18 protein-coding genes are annotated in these 22,727 nt (G+C 38.5%); 13 read left to right on the top strand and 5 right to left on the bottom strand.

Annotated features, from left to right (window positions below; genetic code table 11):
• Positions 1–64: 64 nt before the first annotated feature.
• A complete protein-coding gene (locus tag M0D58_RS11730; protein WP_248389446.1) occupies positions 65–1,033 on the top strand; it encodes an ROK family protein in 969 nt (322 codons plus the stop codon).
• Positions 1,034–1,503: 470 nt separating this feature from the next.
• On the top strand, positions 1,504–2,058 hold the full coding sequence (gene msrA / locus M0D58_RS11725) for a peptide-methionine (S)-S-oxide reductase MsrA (protein ID WP_248389444.1): 555 nt from the start codon (positions 1,504–1,506) through the stop codon (positions 2,056–2,058).
• Positions 2,059–2,164: 106 nt separating this feature from the next.
• On the opposite strand, the gene M0D58_RS11720 is transcribed toward msrA, so the two are convergent.
• Together M0D58_RS11720 and M0D58_RS11715 are read right to left on the bottom strand one after the other, a co-directional pair.
• On the bottom strand, positions 2,165–3,931 hold the full coding sequence (locus M0D58_RS11720; protein WP_248389442.1) for a RagB/SusD family nutrient uptake outer membrane protein: 1,767 nt from the start codon (positions 3,929–3,931) through the stop codon (positions 2,165–2,167).
• Between the two features lie 15 nt (positions 3,932–3,946).
• A complete protein-coding gene (locus tag M0D58_RS11715; protein ID WP_248394975.1) occupies positions 3,947–6,991 on the bottom strand; it encodes a SusC/RagA family TonB-linked outer membrane protein in 3,045 nt (1,014 codons plus the stop codon).
• A 328-nt stretch (positions 6,992–7,319) separates the two neighbouring features.
• On the opposite strand from M0D58_RS11715, the gene M0D58_RS11710 reads away from it, so the two are divergent.
• The gene (locus tag M0D58_RS11710) at positions 7,320–8,387 is read left to right on the top strand and encodes a phosphatidylinositol-specific phospholipase C1-like protein (RefSeq protein ID WP_248389440.1); all 1,068 of its coding nucleotides are present in this window, start codon (positions 7,320–7,322) and stop codon (positions 8,385–8,387) included.
• Between the two features lie 37 nt (positions 8,388–8,424).
• On the opposite strand, the gene M0D58_RS11705 is transcribed toward M0D58_RS11710, so the two are convergent.
• The 3 genes from M0D58_RS11705 to M0D58_RS11695 form a co-directional block, all read right to left on the bottom strand.
• The gene (locus M0D58_RS11705; protein ID WP_248389438.1) at positions 8,425–8,901 is read right to left on the bottom strand and encodes a GNAT family N-acetyltransferase; all 477 of its coding nucleotides are present in this window, start codon (positions 8,899–8,901) and stop codon (positions 8,425–8,427) included.
• Complete coding sequence (yihA, locus tag M0D58_RS11700; RefSeq protein WP_248389436.1) at positions 8,894–9,517, bottom strand: ribosome biogenesis GTP-binding protein YihA/YsxC; 624 nt, start codon at positions 9,515–9,517, stop codon at positions 8,894–8,896. Before yihA ends, M0D58_RS11705 begins: the two co-directional genes overlap by 8 nt.
• 63 nt (positions 9,518–9,580) lie before the next feature.
• Entirely contained in the window at positions 9,581–10,342 is a 762-nt protein-coding gene (locus tag M0D58_RS11695) for an alpha/beta fold hydrolase (RefSeq protein WP_248389434.1), read from the bottom strand.
• A gap of 272 nt (positions 10,343–10,614) precedes the next feature.
• Between M0D58_RS11695 and mraZ the strand changes: the two genes are divergently transcribed.
• From mraZ to murC, 10 genes are all read left to right on the top strand, one after another.
• Positions 10,615–11,073 carry a division/cell wall cluster transcriptional repressor MraZ gene (gene mraZ, locus M0D58_RS11690; RefSeq protein WP_248389432.1) on the top strand — a complete coding sequence of 153 codons (459 nt, stop codon included), beginning with the start codon at positions 10,615–10,617 and terminating at the stop codon, positions 11,071–11,073.
• A 45-nt stretch (positions 11,074–11,118) separates the two neighbouring features.
• Positions 11,119–12,015 (top strand): 16S rRNA (cytosine(1402)-N(4))-methyltransferase RsmH, encoded by an 897-nt coding sequence (gene rsmH / locus M0D58_RS11685; RefSeq protein ID WP_248389430.1) that lies wholly within the window; start codon positions 11,119–11,121, stop codon positions 12,013–12,015.
• A 103-nt stretch (positions 12,016–12,118) separates the two neighbouring features.
• Positions 12,119–12,484: an FtsL-like putative cell division protein gene (locus M0D58_RS11680; RefSeq protein ID WP_090001746.1), complete on the top strand. Its 366-nt coding sequence runs from the start codon at positions 12,119–12,121 to the stop codon at positions 12,482–12,484.
• Positions 12,468–14,459, top strand: coding sequence for a penicillin-binding transpeptidase domain-containing protein (locus tag M0D58_RS11675; protein WP_248389428.1), 1,992 nt, complete (start codon positions 12,468–12,470; stop codon positions 14,457–14,459). The genes M0D58_RS11680 and M0D58_RS11675 overlap by 17 nt, the downstream gene beginning before the upstream one ends.
• A gap of 91 nt (positions 14,460–14,550) precedes the next feature.
• A complete protein-coding gene (locus M0D58_RS11670; RefSeq protein ID WP_248389426.1) occupies positions 14,551–16,011 on the top strand; it encodes a UDP-N-acetylmuramoyl-L-alanyl-D-glutamate--2,6-diaminopimelate ligase in 1,461 nt (486 codons plus the stop codon).
• Between the two features lie 83 nt (positions 16,012–16,094).
• Positions 16,095–17,336, top strand: coding sequence for a phospho-N-acetylmuramoyl-pentapeptide-transferase (mraY, locus tag M0D58_RS11665; RefSeq protein ID WP_248389424.1), 1,242 nt, complete (start codon positions 16,095–16,097; stop codon positions 17,334–17,336).
• A 69-nt stretch (positions 17,337–17,405) separates the two neighbouring features.
• Positions 17,406–18,743, top strand: coding sequence for a UDP-N-acetylmuramoyl-L-alanine--D-glutamate ligase (gene murD / locus M0D58_RS11660; protein ID WP_248389422.1), 1,338 nt, complete (start codon positions 17,406–17,408; stop codon positions 18,741–18,743).
• Positions 18,744–18,765: 22 nt separating this feature from the next.
• Positions 18,766–20,004: an FtsW/RodA/SpoVE family cell cycle protein gene (locus M0D58_RS11655; protein WP_248389420.1), complete on the top strand. Its 1,239-nt coding sequence runs from the start codon at positions 18,766–18,768 to the stop codon at positions 20,002–20,004.
• Positions 20,005–20,085: 81 nt separating this feature from the next.
• Complete coding sequence (gene murG / locus M0D58_RS11650; protein WP_248389418.1) at positions 20,086–21,198, top strand: undecaprenyldiphospho-muramoylpentapeptide beta-N-acetylglucosaminyltransferase; 1,113 nt, start codon at positions 20,086–20,088, stop codon at positions 21,196–21,198.
• 108 nt (positions 21,199–21,306) lie between these two features.
• Positions 21,307–22,665, top strand: coding sequence for a UDP-N-acetylmuramate--L-alanine ligase (gene murC, locus M0D58_RS11645; protein ID WP_248389416.1), 1,359 nt, complete (start codon positions 21,307–21,309; stop codon positions 22,663–22,665).
• Positions 22,666–22,727 lie beyond the last annotated feature (62 nt).

Below are 22,727 nucleotides of genomic sequence, written 5' to 3'. Positions count from 1 at the left end.
CTTAATCGTCTAATAATAATATCTTTTTTATAATTTTAGCCTTTTAGAATTATTAAGAATAGAAATGTCATTAGTAGATTTGTCAAAACATGTTGCGCTGGGAATTGATATTGGCGGAACAAATACAAAATTTGGAGTGGTAAACCACAGAGGTGAGGTTTTGGAAAAAGGAAATATCCGGACCGATGCCTATCCTACCGTAGAAGAATATATTGATGCTTTATACGAGGCTGTTCATCCTTTGATTGAAAGCCACGGAAAAGAGAAAAATTTTGATGGGATAGGAGTAGGAGCTCCAAATGCCAACTACTATACAGGAACCATAGAGCAGGCCCCGAACCTTCCCTGGAAAGGAATTATTCCTTTTGCGGAACTGATGAAAGCCAAATTCGGACTGCCCTGTACCATAACCAATGATGCCAATGCTGCAGCCATCGGAGAAATGCTTTTCGGGGCAGCAAGGGGAATGAAGGATTTCATTATGATCACTCTTGGAACAGGTGTAGGAAGCGGCATCGTTGCAGGCGGTAAGCTTATCTACGGACATGACGGATTTGCCGGAGAGCTTGGACATACCATTGTAAAACCTGGCGGAAGAAAACACTGGAGCACAGGTTCCGAAGGAAGCCTTGAAGCGTATGCCTCTGCTACAGGAATTGCCATTACTGCAAAAAAAATGCGTGCTGAGTTTCCGGAGTCTCTGCTCAATCAATATCCTGAAGAATCCATAAATTCTAAAACCGTACACGAATGCGCATTGAAAGGTGACCCGATTTCCATTGAGGTCTTCCGGTACACCGGGCAGAAATTGGGCGAAGCCTTGGCTAATTTCGTGATGTTTTCGTCTCCTGAAGCCATTCTTCTTTTTGGCGGAGTGATCAAAGCGGGTGATTTTATTTTAAAACCTACAAAACTTCATATGGAAAGAAATTTACTTCCTATTTTCAGAAATAAAGTGAAACTGGTTTTCAGTGAACTTGATGAGGCAGATGCTGCTATTCTGGGAGCAAGTGCTTTGGTTTGGGAGAAATAAATTGAACGTATACATAAACATGAGCATCCTTTTTAAGGGTGCTTTTTTATTGATAAATATTTTCACGCAAAGATAAATTGCTGTCTCGCTGATTTTAGAAGACAAAGGCAATAAATTGCTGCGCGAAGCGAGCGTCAGCTTCATCAATCAGCTTGCTGATACTTCTTTGTCTTCCCGAAATAATATGCTGTGAAAATAAATTCTTTGCGTCAAATAAAATCACGCTGATTTAGCAGACTTTTGTTTTAGAAATTCATAGTTTTACTGTTTTATATGCTTAAAAGAACGTTTTAATCTTAAAGTCAATTATTCTTACTTGCTGCAAAAAATAATTTGTCTGATCTATCATCATCATTTAGATTTGAATCGGATGATGACGCAAAAATTGAAAAACTTTTCCTTATTTTTGATTAGTTTTTTCTCCATTATTCTTTAACGAGAAAATATTCAAATACAATAATCAACTTACAATGAATAACATTAATTTAGAGCAAATTACTTTCGGTGGCGGATGTTTCTGGTGTGTGGAAAGCTGTTTTAACATGCTGAAAGGCGTGCAGTCTGCTATTTCAGGGTATTCAGGAGGACATAAAGACAATCCCACTTATGAAGAAGTATGTACGGGAGAGACAGGGCATGCTGAGGTAGTACAGATTACCTATGACCCTTCCATTATTTCCTATGAACAGTTAATGGATGTCTTCTTTTTCCTTCACGATCCTACACAGCTGAACAGACAGGGTAATGATATCGGTACCCAATACCGTTCGGTAATCTATTATAAAGACGACGCCGAAAAAGCAAAAGCCGAAGAAGCTATTGAAAAATCTAAACAGTCCGGAAGATGGCAGGGAACCTATGTTACGGAATTGACGAAATTCGAGAAATTCTGGCCGGCAGAACAATACCATCAGGGATATTACAATGAAAATCCCACACAGCCTTACTGCAGCGCCGTGGTAGGTCCTAAAATCCAGAAATTCAAAAAGCATTTCGGTGAATTGGGAATGCTGAACACAGAGTAATAAATAAAATCAAACCTTGAAGGTTTAAAAGATTAAAAAAATAAAGCGAAGAGAAACTGTTCTCTTCGCTTTTCTAATAATAATTAATGGTAAGTCTATGAGTATATTAATATCCAGGATTTTGTGTAAAATCTTTTGAGGCGTCAATAGTTGCCTGAGGAATCGGGAAAATTCTTCTGTAAGGCTGGGATGCAGGTTTTGCTGTTCCGGCAAGATCAAATTTCCCGAACCTGATCATGGCTTTTCTTCGGTACATTTCCCAGTAAAGCTCAAATCCTGATTCTCTGAATAATGTATTCGCATCAAGAGTAGTTAGAGCAATACCCGGAGCATTGTTCTTTAAAGCGTCATTCGTTCTGCTTGTTCTCAGTATATTGACATCTGCCAATGCTGCCGTTATATTTCCGCTTCTGAAATACGCTTCCGCCCTCATCATATAGATGGTTCCCAGTCTGTACAAAGGTACATCCATCCCACTCGTTCCGTTGTTTCCGTACCCGGGATCAAATTCAAACTTGAAATTTCTTACCCCTCTGTTGATCTGTGCCTGCGTAAATACGGCCTCCGAAGGGTTGTCAAAATTCAGCTCAGGAGTAAAATCAGCTGCTAGTGTCGTATTTTTTTCTGTGAATAATTTGTACACTTTAATTCTTCCGTCTGAAGTCATATCAAAATTACCATTTGAAAGAATTTTAGGACCATACTGTTGCCCAACCTGCAGACCTCTGTTGAAATGAAACCACGGTTTTCCGGTTCCTTCCACTTTGCTTGTAGAAGGCACGCTCACATCGGTACCGTCATTTCGGAACCAGGTTCCGTCTTCGTACTGGTATGATCTCTGAAAGCGCGGGTCATCGTGATTTCCGTTCCACGAGTAATAAAATTCAGGAGTTATACAAGAAGCATTGGTTCCTCTGTTATCCGGAGATGGCTTTTGAATTCTTTCCATCGACATATAAGCAAGATCATTATCAGAACCTTTATCAGAGCCTGCAAATTTCTTCTGAACGACTGAGAAAATCATTTCTTTACTGTTGTCATTATTGATATCGAAATTGTGGAAATAATTGGACTCTAAGCTGAACAACGAATTATTAATCAACAAATTAGAATACTGAATTACTTTATCCATATCCGTCCCTCCCCCATTTACAGCCTGTTCCGTGAAGTTGAAGGAACTTGCAGTTTTATTCTTAAGAACTGCCCTGTTCAGGTACATATCTGCCAAAAGAGCATAAGCCGCCTGTTTCGTGAATCTTCCTGCATGGGTATTCTGGGTTTTAATATCCGCTAAATTAGGAATAAGTCCTTCCACTTCTTTAATCAGCTCATCGATGGTTGTATCTGCTTTTCTGATCTGGATCGGCGCGTTGATATTGTCCGGATCTCGGTAAGGAGCCTGCCCGAATAAATCAATCGTGGTATAAGTATAAAATGCTAATAACCCTTTTGCTTCAGCTAAAAATAATGTCTTATTGCTTCCCGTACTTTTATTGGCACTTGAGATGGCGGTTAAAGATTTTGTAATTCCGAAATTCAGCTGGTTCCAGGTTGTTTTTACCACATCACTGTTGGCATCCCAGGTAAATTCATGCATGGCTCTCCATTTCCCGCCGTCTCCCCAGTCGCTTCCTCTCGTTGGTAAGAGCGCCTCATCCGTAGAGTATTCCTGCAAAGCAAAAACACTTCCGTGATCTACAAAAGTTCCCTCCCCAAGCTGGCTATACGCTGCAGCAAGAGCTGCTTCCGGATCTGCCACTTCAGCACCCAGTACCTCATCGATTACTTTTTCATCCAGATTGGTACAGCCTGTTAAGGCCAATACAGCAACGGATAAAATGATTTTATTGATCGTTAAAAATTTAGATTTCATAATTTTTTAGCTTAATTAAAATTTAACAGTTGCTCCCAGAATGAATGTCTTTGCAGACGGGTAAGTAGTGTAATCAATTCCCAGAGACTGGTTTCCTCCCACCTGCTTATTGGTGTCAACAAGCGGATCGTATCCGGAATAATTGGTAATGGTAAACAGATTCTGAGCACTGATATACAAATTGATGCTTTTCAGGAACTTCAATTGGTTCATATCAAAAGTGTATCCTAATCTTACATTATTCAGACGAAGAAAATCTGATTTTTCAAGATATAATGAAGATAGCTGCGGCTGATTGGTAAAGCTTGCCCCTGATTCATAAAAACTTTTCAATACGTTTCTGTCTGATGCCAAATTATTGATGTTCAGATCCAATGCTGTATTATTTACCAGGTAACCTCCGGTTTGTCCGATAAAAGAGAAGGCGAAATCAAACTTTTTATATTTCATGTAAGAGTTGATCCCGAATGTGAAATTAGGAATAGCTCCTTCAAAGATCTTTCTGTCATTCTGGTCGATTCTTCCGTCTGCATTCAGGTCTTCATAAATGTATTTCCCGTTCGCGTCTATTCCCAGGTAATTGTACATATAAAAAGATCCTGCTTCATAGCCGTTTCTGTAAATATTGGCAGTAACCCCGGAAAGTCCCGGCCCGGAAACTTCTCCCGAATAAATGGCAGAAACCGGAAGGTCTTTTACCACATTATTCACCGTTGCTCCGTTTACATCAACATTCCAGGTAAAGTTTTCATTCCGAATAATTTCTGAACCTAATGAAAATTCAAAACCTTTATTCACAATTTTCGCATCGACATTTTTCCATACGGTACTGGTAGGACTTAGAGGGCTTGAAGGAATATTCAGAATAGGGTCTTTTGTTGTTTTGTGATAATATTCAAGCGATCCGTATAATTTGTTTTTCCATAAGCTGAAATCCGCACCAATATTACTCTGCTCCACAACTTCCCATTTCAGATCAGGATTTACCGTTCTGTTAATAGATACTCCGTTAATTAAATTTAAATTAGGATATAAATAGTATCCTGCGGCCTGCGTAAGAGACGAACTTGCCTGCGTAATTTTATTTGGAACTTCCTGGTTTCCGGTTTGTCCCCAGCTTCCCCGCAATTTTAATTCGTTGATGATTTGTGAATCTTTAAGGAAATTCTCGTTAGAAACCGTCCATCCCACAGCAACAGAAGGAAAATATCCGTATTTATTATTTTTTCCGAAACGGGTGGAACCGTCTGCTCTCAGGGAAGCTGTTAACAAATATTTCTTATCAAAATTATAGTTAACCCTTCCAAAATAGGATTGTAATTCATTTTCCTGAGCATAACCCGCACCCGGAACAAAAGCCGTCCCCGAATATCCCGGATTAATTTCCGGAGAAATTCCCGCTCCCTGCGCAGCAATATCTCTTACTCCGAAATAAGTCCCCGTATTCTTAAATTTCTGATAAGAGAAACCACCAAGAACATTAAAATTATGCCTGTTCAGATTAAAATCATACGTCAGATAATGTTCCAAAAGTACGTTGTAAGAATCCAGATTAGCCTGTACATACATCCCTTTCGGCGTTCTGTCGGTAACGTTCGGGTACATGGTTGTATTTCTTTCCGACATGGTTTTATCAACACCCAGATTAAATTTATAATTAAGTCCGGGTAAAATTCTCAGTGTCGCTTCCGTATTTCCCAAAATCCTGAATGTATTGGTTTTGTCATTATACACACTCAGCAAATACAAAGGATTGTAATGAGCATTCATATTGAAATTGGTGAAATTTCCGGTTTCATCGTATACAGAACGGGTAGGATTCGCCATCAAAGCATGGATAATCAGCTGACCGTCTGAACCGGCATTTCCTCCGTTCGGAATTCCGGTTTCTTTGATGTCACTCGCCGTAAGGTTTAGTTTTACCTTTAACCTTTTATTATCGAAGAAAGATTCTTCCGCATTCAGGCGGGCAGTTGTTCTCTTAAAGCTGCTGTTTAAAACAATACCATCCTGATCCATATGAGAAAGGGATGCGAAATAACTTCCTGTGTCCGTAGCTTTTGAGAAAGACACCGAATGATTGGAAGAAACGGCATTTCTGTAAATTTCGTCCTGCCAGTCGGTATTTCCTCCATGATCATACAAAGGATTAATACCAGCCGTTCTATATTCATCCGCCGTTAAAAGATCGAGCTTCTTAATGACTGAAGAAAAACCTAAATAGGTATCATAAGTGAAGATCGGCTCTCCTTTTTTTCCTCTTTTTGTAGTTACCAGAACAACTCCGTTTGATCCTCTTGCTCCATAGATCGCTGCAGCCGATGCATCTTTTAGTACTGTGATTGATTCTATATCCGAAGTATTCAGAAAATTCAGCGGGTTTTTAGCCTGTACATTTCCCAAACCTACATTCGGGCTTTGCGCGCTTACCGGGTCGTTATTCAACGGCACACCGTCTACAACGAATAAAGGTGTACTTCCGCTTCTGATGGATCCGATTCCCCTGATGGAAACATTCACACCGGCTCCCGGTTCACCACTGGTCTGTACAATACGCACCCCTGCGATTTTTCCCTGCATCAGGTTGTCTACAGAAATATTCATCCCTTCTTTGAAGTTCTCTGCTTTCAATTGGCTGATCGCACCGGTTAAATCAGATTTTTTCTGAGACCCGTATCCTACAAGTGTTACTTCTTCAATAGCGGTGGTTTCTTTATTTGATTTCAGCTGAACCGAAACCGCAGTTCCTGAAATTTTGGTTGTCTGAATTTCATATCCATCATAAGAAATGGATAATGTCTGACCGATATTTGCAGAAATTTTGAAATTTCCGGCATCGTCGGTCGTAGCCTGAGTTCCGGTTTCAACAACAGTAATTGTTGCTCCTGCAATGGCAGCACCGTCCTGATCCGTTACATTTCCGGTAATTGTTTCGTTCACCTGGAAAGCAATACTGTGATTTGCCGAAAGATTTTCTGCATAGGTTTGATTTGCCAACAGGAAAATCATCGCAACCGGAATTAGTTTTTTAAAACTAAAAGAGTTAATTTTGTGGTACATATCATTAAGTAAGTAATTACAAGACGTTACATGCTTAGTAAAAGCCGCTGTTGTTGCCGCAACAGTGGTTTTCATTTCTGCCCGTCGTTAGTTTTTATTTCGGGATACAAAGTAAAAACGTTTAACCTGAAAACATTTTAACATAATATTATCTTAAAATCAATAAAATATCAATTCCTTATTGATTGTTTAAAATTGACATTTTAATTTTCAGCCAGTTAATAATTCATCATGTTATATTCATTTACATAATCTTAAAGAACACTTAACATAATATACAAGCCGACTATCATAAGACTTCCTAATTTCGCCAAAGAAAATCGAAACAATGAAAAAGGTAGTTCTTTTAGGATTGTATGTAACATCTATACAACTTTTCCAGTCACAGACGCAGAATCTTAATAATCTAAAAATAAATCAGGTACAGGTAATAGGCTCCCATAATTCTTATAAAAAGGCAATTTTGCCGGAAGTGTACCGCTATTTATCACAAAAAGACACCTTGAATTTTCTGCCGAGAATTCAGTATGAACATATTCCTATTCCGCAACAGCTGGACCTCGGCTTAAGAAATCTTGAAATAGATGTGTACGCAGACAGCAAAGGCGGAAAATATGCCCATCCTAAAATTCTGGATCTTGTAAAAACTTCCCAGCCATTTGATCCCGAAGGTAAAATGAAAAAGCCCGGCTATAAAATGATTCATATTACAGACATTGATTACCAGACACAATATTATACACTGGAAGACTGCCTGAAAGATTTAAAGAAATGGTCGGACATGCACCCTGATCATGATCCTGTTTTTATTACTCTGGAACCAAAGGATGGAAAAGCCAACCAGTTCGGAACAGAAGCGGAACATTATACTTCAAAACTTTTTGATGATCTTGACAATGAGCTCAGAAAATATTTAGGGGAAAATAAAATCATTACTCCGGATGATATCCGCGGTTCTTATAAAACTTTAAATGAAGCTGTTTTAAATAAAAACTGGCCAAAGGTACAGGATGCGAAAGGCAAGTTTCTGTTTGTTCTCGACAACAACAGTGAAAACAGAGATCTTTATATGAAAGGACATCCTTCGCTGAAAGGAAGAATAATTTTCACCAATTCCGAGCCGGGAACGCCTGAGGCTGCGGTGTTATTCAGAAATGATCCGAATCCCGAAATTGCAGAGCTTGTAAAACAAGGATATATCATCAGAACACGGGCAGATGCAGATACGATGGAAGCCCGTAAAGAAGATTATTCAAGATTTGAAAAGGCTAAGGAAAGTGGTGCCCAGGTTATTACAACAGATTATTATCAACCAAGCAAACTGTTTAAATCCAGCTATAAAATCAGTTTTGACAATAATTCTTACGAAAGAAAAAATCCCGTAAACGGAAATTAGAACATTTTTACAATTAGATTTATATTGGAAAAGGCTTTCAGAGATCTGAAAGCCTTTCCTGCTTTTTCCGGCGGATCATTTCCGTATGCGGAATATCATCTTCCAGATATTTCTTTCCGGTATCTTCAAAACCGAATTCTCCGTAGAATTTAATTAAATAATCCTGTGCGGAAATTCTTACTTCACTGGTACAAAAGCGTGCTTCGATAGCTTCAAGAGCATAGGCTATCAGCTGCTTTCCAAGATTTTTCCCTCTCCCCTTTTCAGTGGTCAGCACTCTTCCAATCGAAGCTTCAGAATATTTAATGCCTTTGTCAAAAATCCTGCAGTTTGCGAGAATTTCACCGTCTTTCTCAGCCCAGATATGAATTGCTTTCTGATCATAATCATCCAGATCAGGATATGGACAGTTCTGCTCTACTACAAAAACATTGATTCTTGCTTTAAGAACATTATATAATTCCGGAATGGTAAATTCTTCAAAAGTTTTGATCTTCCAGATAATATTACTCATCGAAATTTACATTATTATTAGCCAGAAATTCATTGGTTTTTTGAATAAAATCAAGGATTTCATCGCAACCTTCTTTTTTCTCCGCAGAGGTTACGTAGATTTCAGGAAGATCTTCCCATGTTTTGTGCAGCTCTGTTTTATAATCTTCAACATTTTTTATCGCGGCATTTGGTTTTAGTTTATCCACTTTTGTAAAGACAATAGAAAAAGGCACACCGCTTTCCCCGCACCACTGAATGAATTCCATATCGATCGTCTGGGGTTTATGGCGGGAATCTACCAGCACAAAAAGATTAACGAGATTTTTTCTGTTAAGAATATAGTTTGTAATCAGCTTTTCAAAATCTTTTCTGATTGACTTCGACACTTTAGCGTACCCATATCCCGGCAAATCCGTAAGATACCAGTTTTCATTCACTAAAAAATGATTGATGAGCTGGGTTTTCCCTGGAGTTTGGGAAGTTTTGGCGAGATCTTTATGATTCATCATGGCGTTGATGAGTGAAGATTTTCCAACATTGGATCTTCCGATAAAAGCATATTCCGGAATATTGGGCTCCGGACAATCCTGCCATTTACCGCTACTCTTTACGAATGTTGCTGTTTTAATAACCATCTTAAAATATTTTTAGAAAAACAAACCATTAAGAAAGTTCTTAATGGTTCATTTATATTTAATTTAAACTTTATCTTTTAACCAGCTGTACAGAATTTCATTAAACTCATCCGGCTTTTCCATCATGGCTGCGTGACCGCATTTGTCTATCCAGAACAGATCAGAGTTCGGAATGAATTTATGCATATCTTCCGCTACTTCAGGAGGCGTTACGTTGTCCTGTTTTCCCCATATGAGACAGGTTGGCGTAAGGATCTTCGGAAGATCATGAATCATATTATGCTTGATCGCGCTTCTGGCCAGCATGACGGTTTTGATCCCTTTCATCCTGTCATTCACCACTGAAAAAACCTCATCTACAAGATCTTCCGTAGCAATAGCAGGATCATAGAAAACCTCTTCCGTTTTTTTCCTGATATACGAACGGTCGTTTTTTCTCGGAAAACTATCTCCGAAAGTTCTTTCATACAATCCTGAACTTCCTGTCAGAACAAGATTTTTGATCAGATCCGGTCTTGCCAGTGTTAAAATCAGCCCTATATGCCCTCCCATTGAGTTTCCTACAATAGTTACGGGCGCTTCTACATGGGTTTCAATAAACTTGGCGATATATTTTGCTAATGTTGTAAGATTGGTATTGAGTACCGGCAAATCGTAGATTGGCAGCTGGGGAACATATACTTTGAATCCCCTGTCTGAAAAAAAATCAACCATCTTATCGAAATTGCTCAACCCACCCATTAAACCATGCAACAGCACCAATGGATGTCCTTCTCCCGCCTCAATGAAGGTGTATTTCTTTTCTTTTTTTGTACTAAATATCATAAAATGCCTTAATAAAGCCTTGCAAAAATACAAATTAAACCTCAAAAATATTTTGATAAGCCTAATTTAAAATAAAAATAATATACCAAACTGCTTTTTAAAGCATTTTTTCTTAAACACTTTGCTATGGACTGAATAACAACTTAGTCAACACCCTATATACCAGTTTACTAAACAACTGAAATTCAAGATTTAATAAAACTTATCAACATTAAGGCAAAAAGTGGGAAAAAGTGGGAACTTTTGGAAATTATTATATAAATTTGTCCCAAATGAAAAATTTCATTGGAACATATGAGTGTAAAATCGATGATAAAGGGCGTTTAAAGCTACCTTCTTCTTTGATTAAACAAATGGAAAACTTCGACGATAAAACGTTTGTAGTTAAAAGATCCGTGTTCCAATCCTGTCTGGAAGTTTACCCTATGAATGCATGGGATAAAGTGATGGGCAAAATTAATAAACTAAACAGATTCATTAAAAAGAATGCTGATTTCATTAGAATGTTTACGGCAGGTGTAAAAACAGTAGAGCTGGACAATGCAGGAAGACTTCAGATCTCAAAAGATCTGATGACTTTCGCAAACCTTCAGAAAGATATTGTAATTACAAGCGCAGGAGAACTCTTCGAAATATGGGATAAAGACGCTTACGAAAAAGTAATTTCCATCAACGAAGAAGACTTTGCAAGCCTAGCCGAAGATGTGATGGGCGCTTTCGATGAGGAATAAACGAAGTTGATTATTAATTAAAAAGCTAAAAAACACAACTTAAACATGTATCATAACCCCGTTTTGTTGAAGCAAAGTGTTGATGATTTGGTAACGAATCCAGACGGAACATACGTGGACTGTACTTTTGGCGGTGGCGGCCATTCAAGAGAAATATTGAGCCGACTCTCCGACAAAGGAAGGCTTTTCAGCTTTGATCAGGATCTCGATGCTCTTAAAAATACGATCGATGACCCGAGATTTACATTAATCAATCAGAATTTCAGATTTCTCGAAAACTCTCTGCTGATGCATGGTGTTTCCCAAGTAGACGGTATTCTGGCCGACCTTGGAGTTTCATCCCACCAATTTGATGAGGCCGACAGAGGCTTTTCCACAAGAAGCAATGCTCCACTGGATATGAGAATGAACGTAATGCAGAATCTTGATGCTAAAAGAGTTATCAATGATTATGAAGAAGGAGAGCTTGCGGATATATTTTACCATTACGGTGAGTTGAGAGAAGCAAGAAAGCTGGCAAGAGATATTGTGCATCACCGGAAAACAAAAAGCATAGAAACAACGGAAGATCTGAAAAAACTTTTCAGTTACATTCCGCCGCATAAGGTAAATAAATTTTATGCCCAGTTATTTCAGGCGATCAGGATTGAAGTAAATCAGGAGCTGGAAGTATTGAAAGAAATGCTTGTTCAGGCATACAATGTTTTAAAACCTGAAGGCAGACTGGTTGTCATTTCTTACCACTCCCTGGAAGACAGGCTGGTAAAAAGATTTTTGAAAAACGGAATGTTTGAAGGAGAACCGGAAAGAGATATTTACGGAAATTATAAAAAAGCATTCGAGCTGGTAAAAAGCAAAGCGATTATCCCGGATGAAAAAGAAATTGAAGAAAACTCAAGAGCCAGAAGTGCTAAAATGAGAACAGGAATCAAGGTAGGATAAATTCCACCCGCAACTTCCCCTCCTCTGGAGGGGTGGCGAAAATTCAAAGAATTTTTGACGGGGTGGTTAACAAAATAATATAAAAATAAATCAGACAAAGTCTGTGGCAAAAAGAACAACATATCGTCCTCAGAAAAAACTCACTTTTATAGACATTATAAAAGGAAATTTCCTGAACCGGGATGAAATCAAAATACATTACCGGTATTTTCTCCTGCTCTTTGTGCTGATGATGGCCATGATTTACAGCAATCACCTGGTTAATAAAAAGATAGAAATCGTTAATGCCTTAAAGGAAGAAACAGAAGAATATAAATCACGAAACGCTTATGCACAAAGTAAGCTGATCAAAGTAAAAATGGAATCGGAGTTGGGGAAAGAAGTCGCCCGGGATTCTTTGATGACCCTGGAAAGCCATCCTCATAAATTGCTCATAAAACTGGACAGTACAGATGCAAAAACAAAATGAATACGATAACAAGCGTAAAAAAACGTTACGTTGGGGCTACCTCTTTGCAGTGGTAGCTTTGTGCGTGTTTGTCATGTTTTTAGCAAGGATTGTAATCCTTCAGAATACTAATGTTCAGGAAATTAAAGACGATTACATTAATAAAAATTACCGCGAAGCCACTCTTAAAGCTGCCCGTGGAAATCTTTTCGCTTCAGATGGTTCTATCCTCGCAACAACTGTCATGCGTTATGATATTTATCTTGATTTTAAAACGATGAAGGATACCGTTTACACGAATAATATCGGTGCATTAACGGATTCTTTGAGCAAAATGTTTGGGAAACCAAGAGGTGACTTCAGAAAAAAGTTTGACGAGCAGAGAAAAAAGAAAAACCAATATTACACTTTGGTGAAAGGTCTTGATTTTGACCAGTACGACAGAATCCGCAGATTCCCGATTTTCAAAAAAGGCAAAAATAAAGGAGGCTTTATTGTCGACAGAAACTATAAAAGAGAACTGGCTACTTCCGAAATCGGAGCAGGAACAATCGGAATGGATAACGGTGAGTACAGTTCCGGTCTTGAAGGTGCTTTCTCAAAATATTTAAGAGGAACCGACGGAAAAAGACTGGAACAGAGAATTAATTCCTCACAGTGGAAACCGATTGACTTCTGGAAAGTTCAGGAGCCTGTTGACGGAGAAGATGTTTACACTACGCTAGACCTTAGAATTCAGGATATTGCGCACTCGGCTTTGCAGAAACAGCTTGTTAATTTCGAAGCAAAACACGGAACTGTCATTGTAATGGAAGTGGAAACAGGAAAGGTTCGCGCAATGGTGAACCTAAGAAGAAACGATGACGGAGAGTATGTAGATTCTTACAATTATGCCTTAAAAGATAATATCGAACCCGGTTCCACTTTTAAAACCATTTCCCTTCTCGCTGCAATGGACGACGGTTTTATTGACGAAAATACAACCGTAGATGTAGGAAACGGAATCTGGGTATATGCCAAACAAAGAATTTCCGATGGCCACGGCGGCGGAACATACGACATCAGTGATGTTTTGGCCAAATCCAGCAATGTAGGCTCTGCAAAGCTTATTACGAAATATTATGCGGAAAAACCCCAGATTTTCCTTGATCATTTGAGACGCTGGAAATTGTTTGATAAAATGGATATCGAACTTCCCGGAATTACAAAACCAAAAATTCTTACTCCGGAAAGTAAAAGATGGAATGCCGCAACATTAGCATCCATCGCCTATGGATATTCTACCAATATTAACTTGTTACAGCTTACAACTTTCTACAACGGTGTTGCTAACAATGGCAAAATGCTGAAGCCACTATTCATCGATAAAATCATGAAAGACGGAAAGGTTATGTACAATGCAAAACCAGAAGTAATGGTGAGCAGAATGGCATCCGACAAAGCCGTTAAAATGATGACACATGCTTTAACAAAAGCTGTGGAAAAAGGTACGGCTAAGAGTATTTTTACCCCGAATCTGAAAATGGCGGGAAAAACAGGAACGGCAAGATTTGAATACTGGCTTCCCGGGCCTATGAAATACCGCTCTTCCTTTGCAGGCTTCTATCCCGCTGATAATCCAAAATATACGTGTTATGTAATGATCAGCGAGCCGAATACTTCGAAAGGGTTTTACGGAGCAACGGTTGCAGCCCCCGTATTTAAGGAAATTGCTGGAAAAACGTTCCTGAAAACGCCACAAAATATTGAAAGAGAAATGCTCGTTGACAGAAAGGTAAACCTCAATAAAATGGTTGAGCCTAATGTGAAAGTAGCCGTCAATAATAAACAGATGCCCAATGTTGTGGGACTGATCGGTAAAAACGTGATTCCGCAATTGGAAAATTTGGGATATCGTGTTGACTTTAAAGGCGTAGGAAGAATTAAAGAGCAATTTCCAATGGAAGGCACCATGATTAGTAAGAATCAGAGAATTTATTTGTCTCTGCAAAATTAAAGAAACAGTCCTGAAAGGACAATTTAAAACAGAATAGGATAAAATCCTATTAAAAATGAAAATATTTTAAGAATATAAAGCATCAGTATAAATGCAGTTAAATGAATTATTAAAGAGAATTCCAGTTTTAGAAATTCATGGTGATGACAGCCGTGAAATCTCACAATTGGTTTTCGACAGCAGAAGGGTTACGGAAAACTCTTTGTATATCGCAATGAGAGGAACGGTTGTGGATGGACATTCATTTATTGCAGCTTCTGAAGAAAAAGGCGCAAAAGCTATTGTCTGTGAAGAATTTCCGGAAATTCTTGATGAAAGTATTACTTATGTTAAAGTAAAAGATTCATCTAAAGCGCTGGGCCAGCTGGCCTCTAATTTCTACGGAAATCCTTCAGAAAAATTAAAATTAATCGGTGTTACAGGAACCAATGGAAAAACATCTGTTTCTACCTTACTTTTTGATGTTTTCAAAAATTTAGGCTATGATTCTGCATTGATTTCTACAGTAGAGATAAGAATTGCAGACCAGATCATTCCTGCAACCCATACAACACCTGATGTTATCACTATTAATAAAATTCTGGCTCAGGCAGTTGAAGAAGGCTGTGAATTTGCCTTCATGGAAGTAAGTTCTCACGGTATTGCCCAAAACAGGATTGAAGGCCTCCATTTTAAAATCGCCGGATTTACTAATCTTACCCACGATCATCTGGATTATCATAAAACCTTTGATGAGTACCTAAAAACAAAAAAGAGATTTTTTGATGAGCTGGATGGAAACGCCGTTGCTATCACAAATATTGATGATAAAAACGGAAATGTCATGCTTCAAAACACAAAGGCAGCAAAAAAGTCTTATGCTTTGAAAACCATGGCAGACTATCACGGAAGATTACTGGAAGTGGATTTTAACGGAATGCTGCTGAATTTCAACGGAAAAGAATTCTGGACAACGCTGACGGGAAAATTTAATGTCTATAATTTACTGCTGGTGTTTGGGATAGCTTCAGAGCTTGGTTTTGAGCAGGAAGAAATTCTGCAGGCCATCAGCCAGCTAAAAAGGGTTTCCGGAAGGTTTGAAACGTTCAAATCAGACGGCGGAATCATTTTTATTGTAGATTATGCTCACACTCCGGATGCTTTGGAAAACATTCTGGACAGCATCAACGACATTAGGACAAAAAACGAAAGACTGATCACAGTTTTCGGTTGTGGAGGCAACAGGGATCACGCTAAAAGATCTGAAATGGGAAATATTGCCACCAAAAAATCAACATTGGCGATTATCACATCAGACAACCCGAGAACGGAAGATCCTGCAGCCATTATCAAAGAAATTGAAGCGGGTGTAGAACCCCAGAACTTCAGCAAATATACTTCCATTCCTGACAGGAAGGAAGCTATTAAAATGGCGATAAAATTTGCTGAGCCGAAAGATATTGTTCTCGTAGCCGGAAAAGGCCATGAAAACTACCAGGAAATCAATGGTGTGAAACATCATTTTGATGATAAAGAAACCATTAATGAACTTTGGAAATTGATGAGCAAGTAAAAATTTATAATCGATAATTGATAAATGTTAATTGGTTTTATCATTCATCAGTCATCATTTATCATTTATTAAAATTTGAAAAAATGCTATACTATCTATACGAATATCTAACCAACCACGGAATCCATGTCCCCGGACTTGGATTGTTGAAATACATCTCTTTCCGAGCGGGAATGGCGGTACTGTTTTCTTTAACCATTGCTCTTATCTATGGAAAAAGAATCATTAATTATCTGAGAGCCAAACAAATGGGCGAACTGGTACGTGATCTCGGTTTAGATGGACAGAAGCAAAAAGAAGGAACTCCAACTATGGGAGGGCTAATTATCATTCTGGCCACGCTGATTCCTGTATTGCTGTTTACAAAATTTACCAATATTTATATTGTTCTTCTCATTGTTTCAGTCCTTTGGATGGGCGCCATCGGTTTCCTTGATGATTACTTGAAAAAAATAAAAAAGAACAAAGACGGCCTCAGTGGCAAGTTCAAAATCGTAGGTCAGGTGGGATTAGGTCTGATTGTAGGCGTTACAATGTACTTTCACCCCGATATTACCGTAAAAAGAAAATATCTGGACGCTAAAGTGGTAAACCGTAACAATGTAGAGCAAAACTTCATGCCTACCGAAAAGATTGCCGTTTCCACCGTTCCTTTTGCAAAAAATAATGAATTCGACTACAGCGGAATTTTGTTTTGGATGAATGATAAAGATGCTCACGAATGGGCATGGGTTGTTTTCATCCCTATTGTAATTTTCATTGTAACAGCCGTTTCAAACGGTGCCAACATTACTGATGGAATAGACGGTCTTGCTGCAGGTACCAGCACCGTTATTTTACTCACATTGGGATTGTTCGCTTATCTCTCAGGAAACATCATATTCGCTGATTATCTGAACATTATGTTCCTTCCCAACATGGGTGAAACCACCATTTTTGTAGTCGCCATGGTAGGAGCTGTGATCGGTTTTTTCTGGTACAATACTTATCCTGCCCAGGTGTTTATGGGAGATACGGGAAGCCTTATGCTGGGTGGTGTAATCGCCGTTCTGGCAATTATTCTGAGAAAAGAACTGATGATTCCTGTATTATGCGGAATTTTTTTAATAGAAAACATTTCCGTCATGCTTCAGGTGATTGTTTTCAAATACAGAAAAAGAAAATACGGGCTTGAATATGCCCAGAACAATAGATTATTCAGAATGTCACCTCTTCACCATCATTATCAGAAAGGCGGTTTTCATGAAAGCAAAATCGTTAACAGGATGATCATCATAGGGGTAATGTTAGCAATTGTATGTCTCATTACATTAAAGATGAGATAAACCGGCGGTATGCAATAAGCGATAAGCATCAGGCTTAAAGCTTATAGCTACAGCATAAAGCAAAAAAGTATGAAAATAGTTGTTTTAGGAGGAGGAGAAAGCGGTTGTGGCGCTGCTTATTTGGCTAAAAAACAGGGTCTGGAAGTTTTTCTTTCAGACCAGGGGGCTATTAAGGATCACTATAAGCAGTTTCTTACGGATAATGAAATTGAATTTGAAGAAGGAAACCATCATGAAGAAAGAATTCTGGATGCAGACTGGATTGTAAAAAGCCCGGGAATTCCTAAAAAGGCAGACATCATTCATAAGATCCACGATAAAGGAATAAGACTTTCCTCGGAAATTGAATTTGCTTCGGAATTTACCGATGCCAAAATCATCGCGATTACAGGAAGCAACGGGAAAACAACTACGACGTCCTTAATCTATTACATCCTGAAAAATGACGGCTTGAATGTAGGCTTAGGAGGAAACATCGGGTACAGTTTTGCTAAACAGGTTGCCGACGAAAAGTACGACTATTATGTATTGGAAGTAAGCTCGTTCCAACTTGATGATATTCAGAATTTCAGACCCTATATTTCTTTATTGCTGAATTTGTCACAGGATCACTTGGATCAGTACAATTACAACTATGAAGAATATGCATTAGCAAAGTTCAGAATAACGGAAAATCAGGAAAATGACAATTTCTTCATCTACAATAAAGATGATGAAATGAGCAAAAATATCCTTGAAAAGCTGGAGGTTAAAGCGAAAATGATTCCTTTTTCCACTAAAGAGAAACTGTCTGAAGGAGGTTTTGTTGATAATGAAAATATTGTGGTTAAAATGAAAGAAAAATTCTCAATGAAAATCGAGGAATTATCTCTTCTTGGCAATCACAATGTAGCCAATAGTCTTGCTGCATCAATTGCGGGTAAGATTCTGGAAATCAATAATGAAAGTATTAGAAATTCACTAATGACTTTTCAGGCCGTTGAGCACAGACTGGAATTTGTGACAGAGATTGATGGCGTAAAATACATCAATGACAGCAAGGCGACCAATGTCAACGCAACCTATTACGCTTTGGAAAGTATGAAAAATCCAACCGTATGGATTGTTGGCGGAATCGATAAAGGAAATGACTATACCGAAATTGAAGATTTAGTCAAAAGAAAAGTAAAAGCAATTGTATGCTTAGGCATTGATAATGAAAAGATTATCAACTTCTTTAGGGATAAAAAAGAATTTATTTACGATACTTCAAGCATGGAAGAAGCAGTAAAGATATCAAAATCACTGGCCAAAAAAGGAGATATGGTTTTACTTTCACCATGTTGTGCAAGCTTTGATTTATTTAAAAGCTATGAAGACAGGGGACAACAATTTAAACAGCAGGTTTTAAAAGCAGGTGGCAATTAGCCAAAAGCTAACAGCATTAAATATGAACGAACAAGATACAGAAAACAGATTTGAATTCCTGAAGGGCGATAAAGTACTTTGGATGGTCATTCTTGTGATCTCCATCTTCTCTATTTTCCCTGTATATTCTGCAAGCTCAAATCTGGAATATATCGTAAATAACGGGACTACAACAGGTCACGTGATCAAGCATATGTTCTTCGTAGTCTTAGGTCTTTCGATCATGAGAGTGGTAGGAATGGTAAAATATGAATACATCGGAAAGCTCAGCAGCATACTGCTTGGTTTAATGATTATTCTTCTCATTGTCACGATGTTTACCGGGCAAACCATCGATGGAGCAAGTGCCTCAAGATGGTTGAAAATTCCGGGGACGCCGATATCATTCCAGCCTTCTTCTTTTGCATTCCTTATGCTGATCATTTATCTCTGCAGGTATCTGACCAAAAAAATAACAAGAGAAAGGCTTCCGATTGAAAATATCATGTACATCTTTGGCCCTATTCTCCTTGTCTTTGTTCTTGTTGCAAAAGATAACGGATCTACGGCATTAATGATCCTGATGGTTTCTGTGATTGTATTGATTATCGGGCAGCTTCACTGGAAATATATTGCAGGATTCATCTCCGCATCATTTATTGCAATTGTATTGTTTTTGATTATTGCACTCAACACAAACCTTATCGGAGGAAACCGGGTACACACCTGGATGAGCCGTATCGAAACTTTTACTTCAAGCAAAGCCAAGTCGGCCGATGTAGACGATGAAAGTGTAAAAGCTAAAAACTATCAGGTAATGCAGGCTAAAGCAGCCATTGTCCACGGTGGGATAACAGGAATGGGACCCGGAAAAAGCGCATTAAAACAAATGCTTCCACAGTCTGCGTCCGACTTTATTTTTGCGGTAATTGTTGAAGAATATGGAGTAATAGGTGCAGCCTTTCTGATCAGTATGTATTTAATTATGATGATCAGGATTGTAATGATTGCCAGTAAAATGCCGGCATTTTTCGGATCGTTGCTCGTGCTCAGTCTCGGGGTAATGATCTTTATACAGCTTTCCGTAAATATTGCGGTAGCCGTCAATCTGATCCCGGTAACCGGCCAGCCGTTGCCATTGATCAGCTATGGGGGGACATCCATGCTGGTAACCTATTTACAGCTGGGAATAATTTTAAATATAAGCTCACGAATCCAGATTTATGATGAAGAAGGATTGGGCAAAAAGCAAAGCATTGCAGAAATAAACGACATTGCTTAAATAAAAAAAGAGTCTCGAAGGGACGACATAAATCAGGATAGGATGCAAATCCTGTCAAATTTAAAACAGATAAAATAAAAAATGGACAATCAATCATTCAATAGCCAGAAGCCACGAGCCATCCGCGTTTTATTATCCGGAGGCGGAACAGGAGGACACATCTTCCCGGCTATTGCTATTGCAGACGAAATCAAAAAGAGATTTCCGGATGCAGAATTTTTGTTCATTGGAGCCAACGGCAAAATGGAAATGGAAAAAGTTCCTCAGGCCGGCTACAAAATAGAAGGCATTGATATTGCCGGAATCAACCGGGGAAATATCCTCTCTAATTTAGGGCTGCCTTTTAAGATTTTAAAAAGTTTATCTAAATCTAAAAAGATCATTAAAAGTTTCGCTCCCGATTTCGCGATAGGAACAGGCGGTTTTGCAAGCGGACCGGCTTTGTATGAAGCAAGCAAATTGGGAATCCCGATTTTTATTCAGGAGCAGAATGCCCATGCAGGTGTAACGAATAAAATTTTAAGTAAAAAAGCGAAAGCAGTGTTTACTGCTTATCCAAAAGTAGAAGGCTTTCCGTCCGAAAAAATAAAGTTTCTGGGTAATCCTATTCGTTCAACTATTGTTTCCGGAATGCAGGATACTGCTCAGGCAAAAGAGAAAATGGGACTTGATAAAGATAAACTGACCATTTTATCTGTCGGCGGATCTTTAGGTTCAAGAACATTAAACAATGCCTGGAAAGAAAATCTGGAAAACCTAAAGAAAAAAGGCTACCAATTGATCTGGCAGACCGGAAAACTGGACTACAGCGAATTATCTTCCAGCCTCCAGCCTCCAGCTTCCATCCAGTTAAAAGAATTCATCAAAGATATGGAAACCGCATATTCTGCAGCGGATGTTATTGTTTCAAGAGCGGGAGCTATTGCCATTTCAGAATTGGCAGTAGCGCAGAAGCCTGTATTATTGGTTCCCTTCCCTTTTGCAGCGGAAGATCATCAAACCAAGAATGCGATGAATCTGGTGGAGAAAAATGCTGCAAGAATGGTAAAGGATTCCGAAATGAAAGACCAGTTTTGGAAGACGCTCACAGAGATCTGTGATGATGAAAATTTAAGAAAAGAAATGTCCGGCAATCTCAAATATTTTGCGAAGCCAAATGCAGCAAAAGAGATTGTAGATGAGATTTTAAAGTGATAAAGTAAATAAAAACGGTTGTCATTCTCAATGGAACACAGTGAAATGAAGAATCTATAATGTTGAGATTCTTCGTTCCTCAGAATGACAAAATGAAATTTTAAATAAATGAACAATTTAGAAACATATCAGAATTTTTACTTCGTGGGAATCGGAGGCATCGGGATGAGTGCTCTGGCACGGTATTTCCATGCTTCGGGCAAAAAAGTGTCTGGTTATGACAAAACCAACACCAAGCTTACCCAGTCCCTTATGAGCGAAGGAATTGATATTGTTTTTGATGATATAATTGACGAAAGAATTACCTCACTGCAGAAAGATGATACTTTGGTAATTTATACACCTGCCATTAAGGTTTTAGAAATTCTGGATTATTTTAACGATAATAAGTTTGAAGTTCTGAAACGCGCAAAAGTATTGGGATTAATTACAGAAAATACAGACTGTATCGCTGTTGCAGGAACTCATGGAAAAACAACAACTTCTACCTTGGTTTCGCATTTATGTAAAGAAGCGAATTTGCCGTTCTCCTGCTTTTTGGGCGGAATTTCCGAGAACTTCAAATCAAACTTTCTGTATAATGGGACTCAATATTCTGTGGTAGAAGCAGACGAATATGACCGAAGTTTTCTTAATCTCTCTCCAGATTGGGCAGTGATCACCTCCACCGATGCAGATCACCTGGATATTTATGGCGACAAAAACACCATTGAAGAGGGATTCAGGCAGTTTGCCGCATTGGTTCCGGACGACAAACAGCTTTTTGTAAGAAAAGGGATTGACATCGGAAGACCACACCTCACCTATGCCGTAAATGAAACAGCAGATTATTATTCTGATAACCTGCGTATGGAGAATGATACAATCTATTTTGATTTTCATACTCCGGAAGAAACAGTAAAAGATTTTGCCTGGGAAATTCCGGGAATCCATAATGTGGAAAATGCAACCGTGGCATTGGCAATCCTTCATAACCTGGGAGTCGATTTTGAGACTTTGAAAAAAGCAATTATCAATTTTAAAGGAATTAAAAGAAGATATACCAAACACAGATATGAGAACGGTAAAATTTACATTGACGATTACGCTCACCACCCGACTGAAATCAATGCGGTAATGAGCTCAATCAGAACTTTTTACCCGGAAAAGAAACTGCTGTTGGTTTTCCAGCCGCACCTGTTCAGCAGAACAAGAGATTTTGCTGACGGTTTTGCAGAAAGCCTGAGTCAGGCCGATGAATTAATCCTGCTTGATATTTATCCGGCAAGAGAACTTCAGGAAAACTTTGAAGGTATTAATTCAGACTGGCTCCTTGAAAAAGTGACTTTAGATAAAAAGGAAGTTTCAACATTAAGTGATGCTTTCAGTAAAATAAAAGAAAAAGAATTTGACATCCTTCTCACCGTAGGCGCAGGGAATATTGATACGCTGTATGATCCTGTTTGTGAGTGGATGAGTAAATATTAATTTAATAAACGCAGCGAGCGCAACGGAATTTATATAACTCCTATAAAGTCGTTCGCAAGGGC

It is taken from the genome of Chryseobacterium nepalense (genome assembly GCF_023195755.1).
GTDB classification, from domain to species: domain Bacteria; phylum Bacteroidota; class Bacteroidia; order Flavobacteriales; family Weeksellaceae; genus Chryseobacterium; species Chryseobacterium nepalense.
Note: the sequence above shows the minus strand (reverse complement) of the source record. Positions and strands in the feature narration are given on the sequence as shown.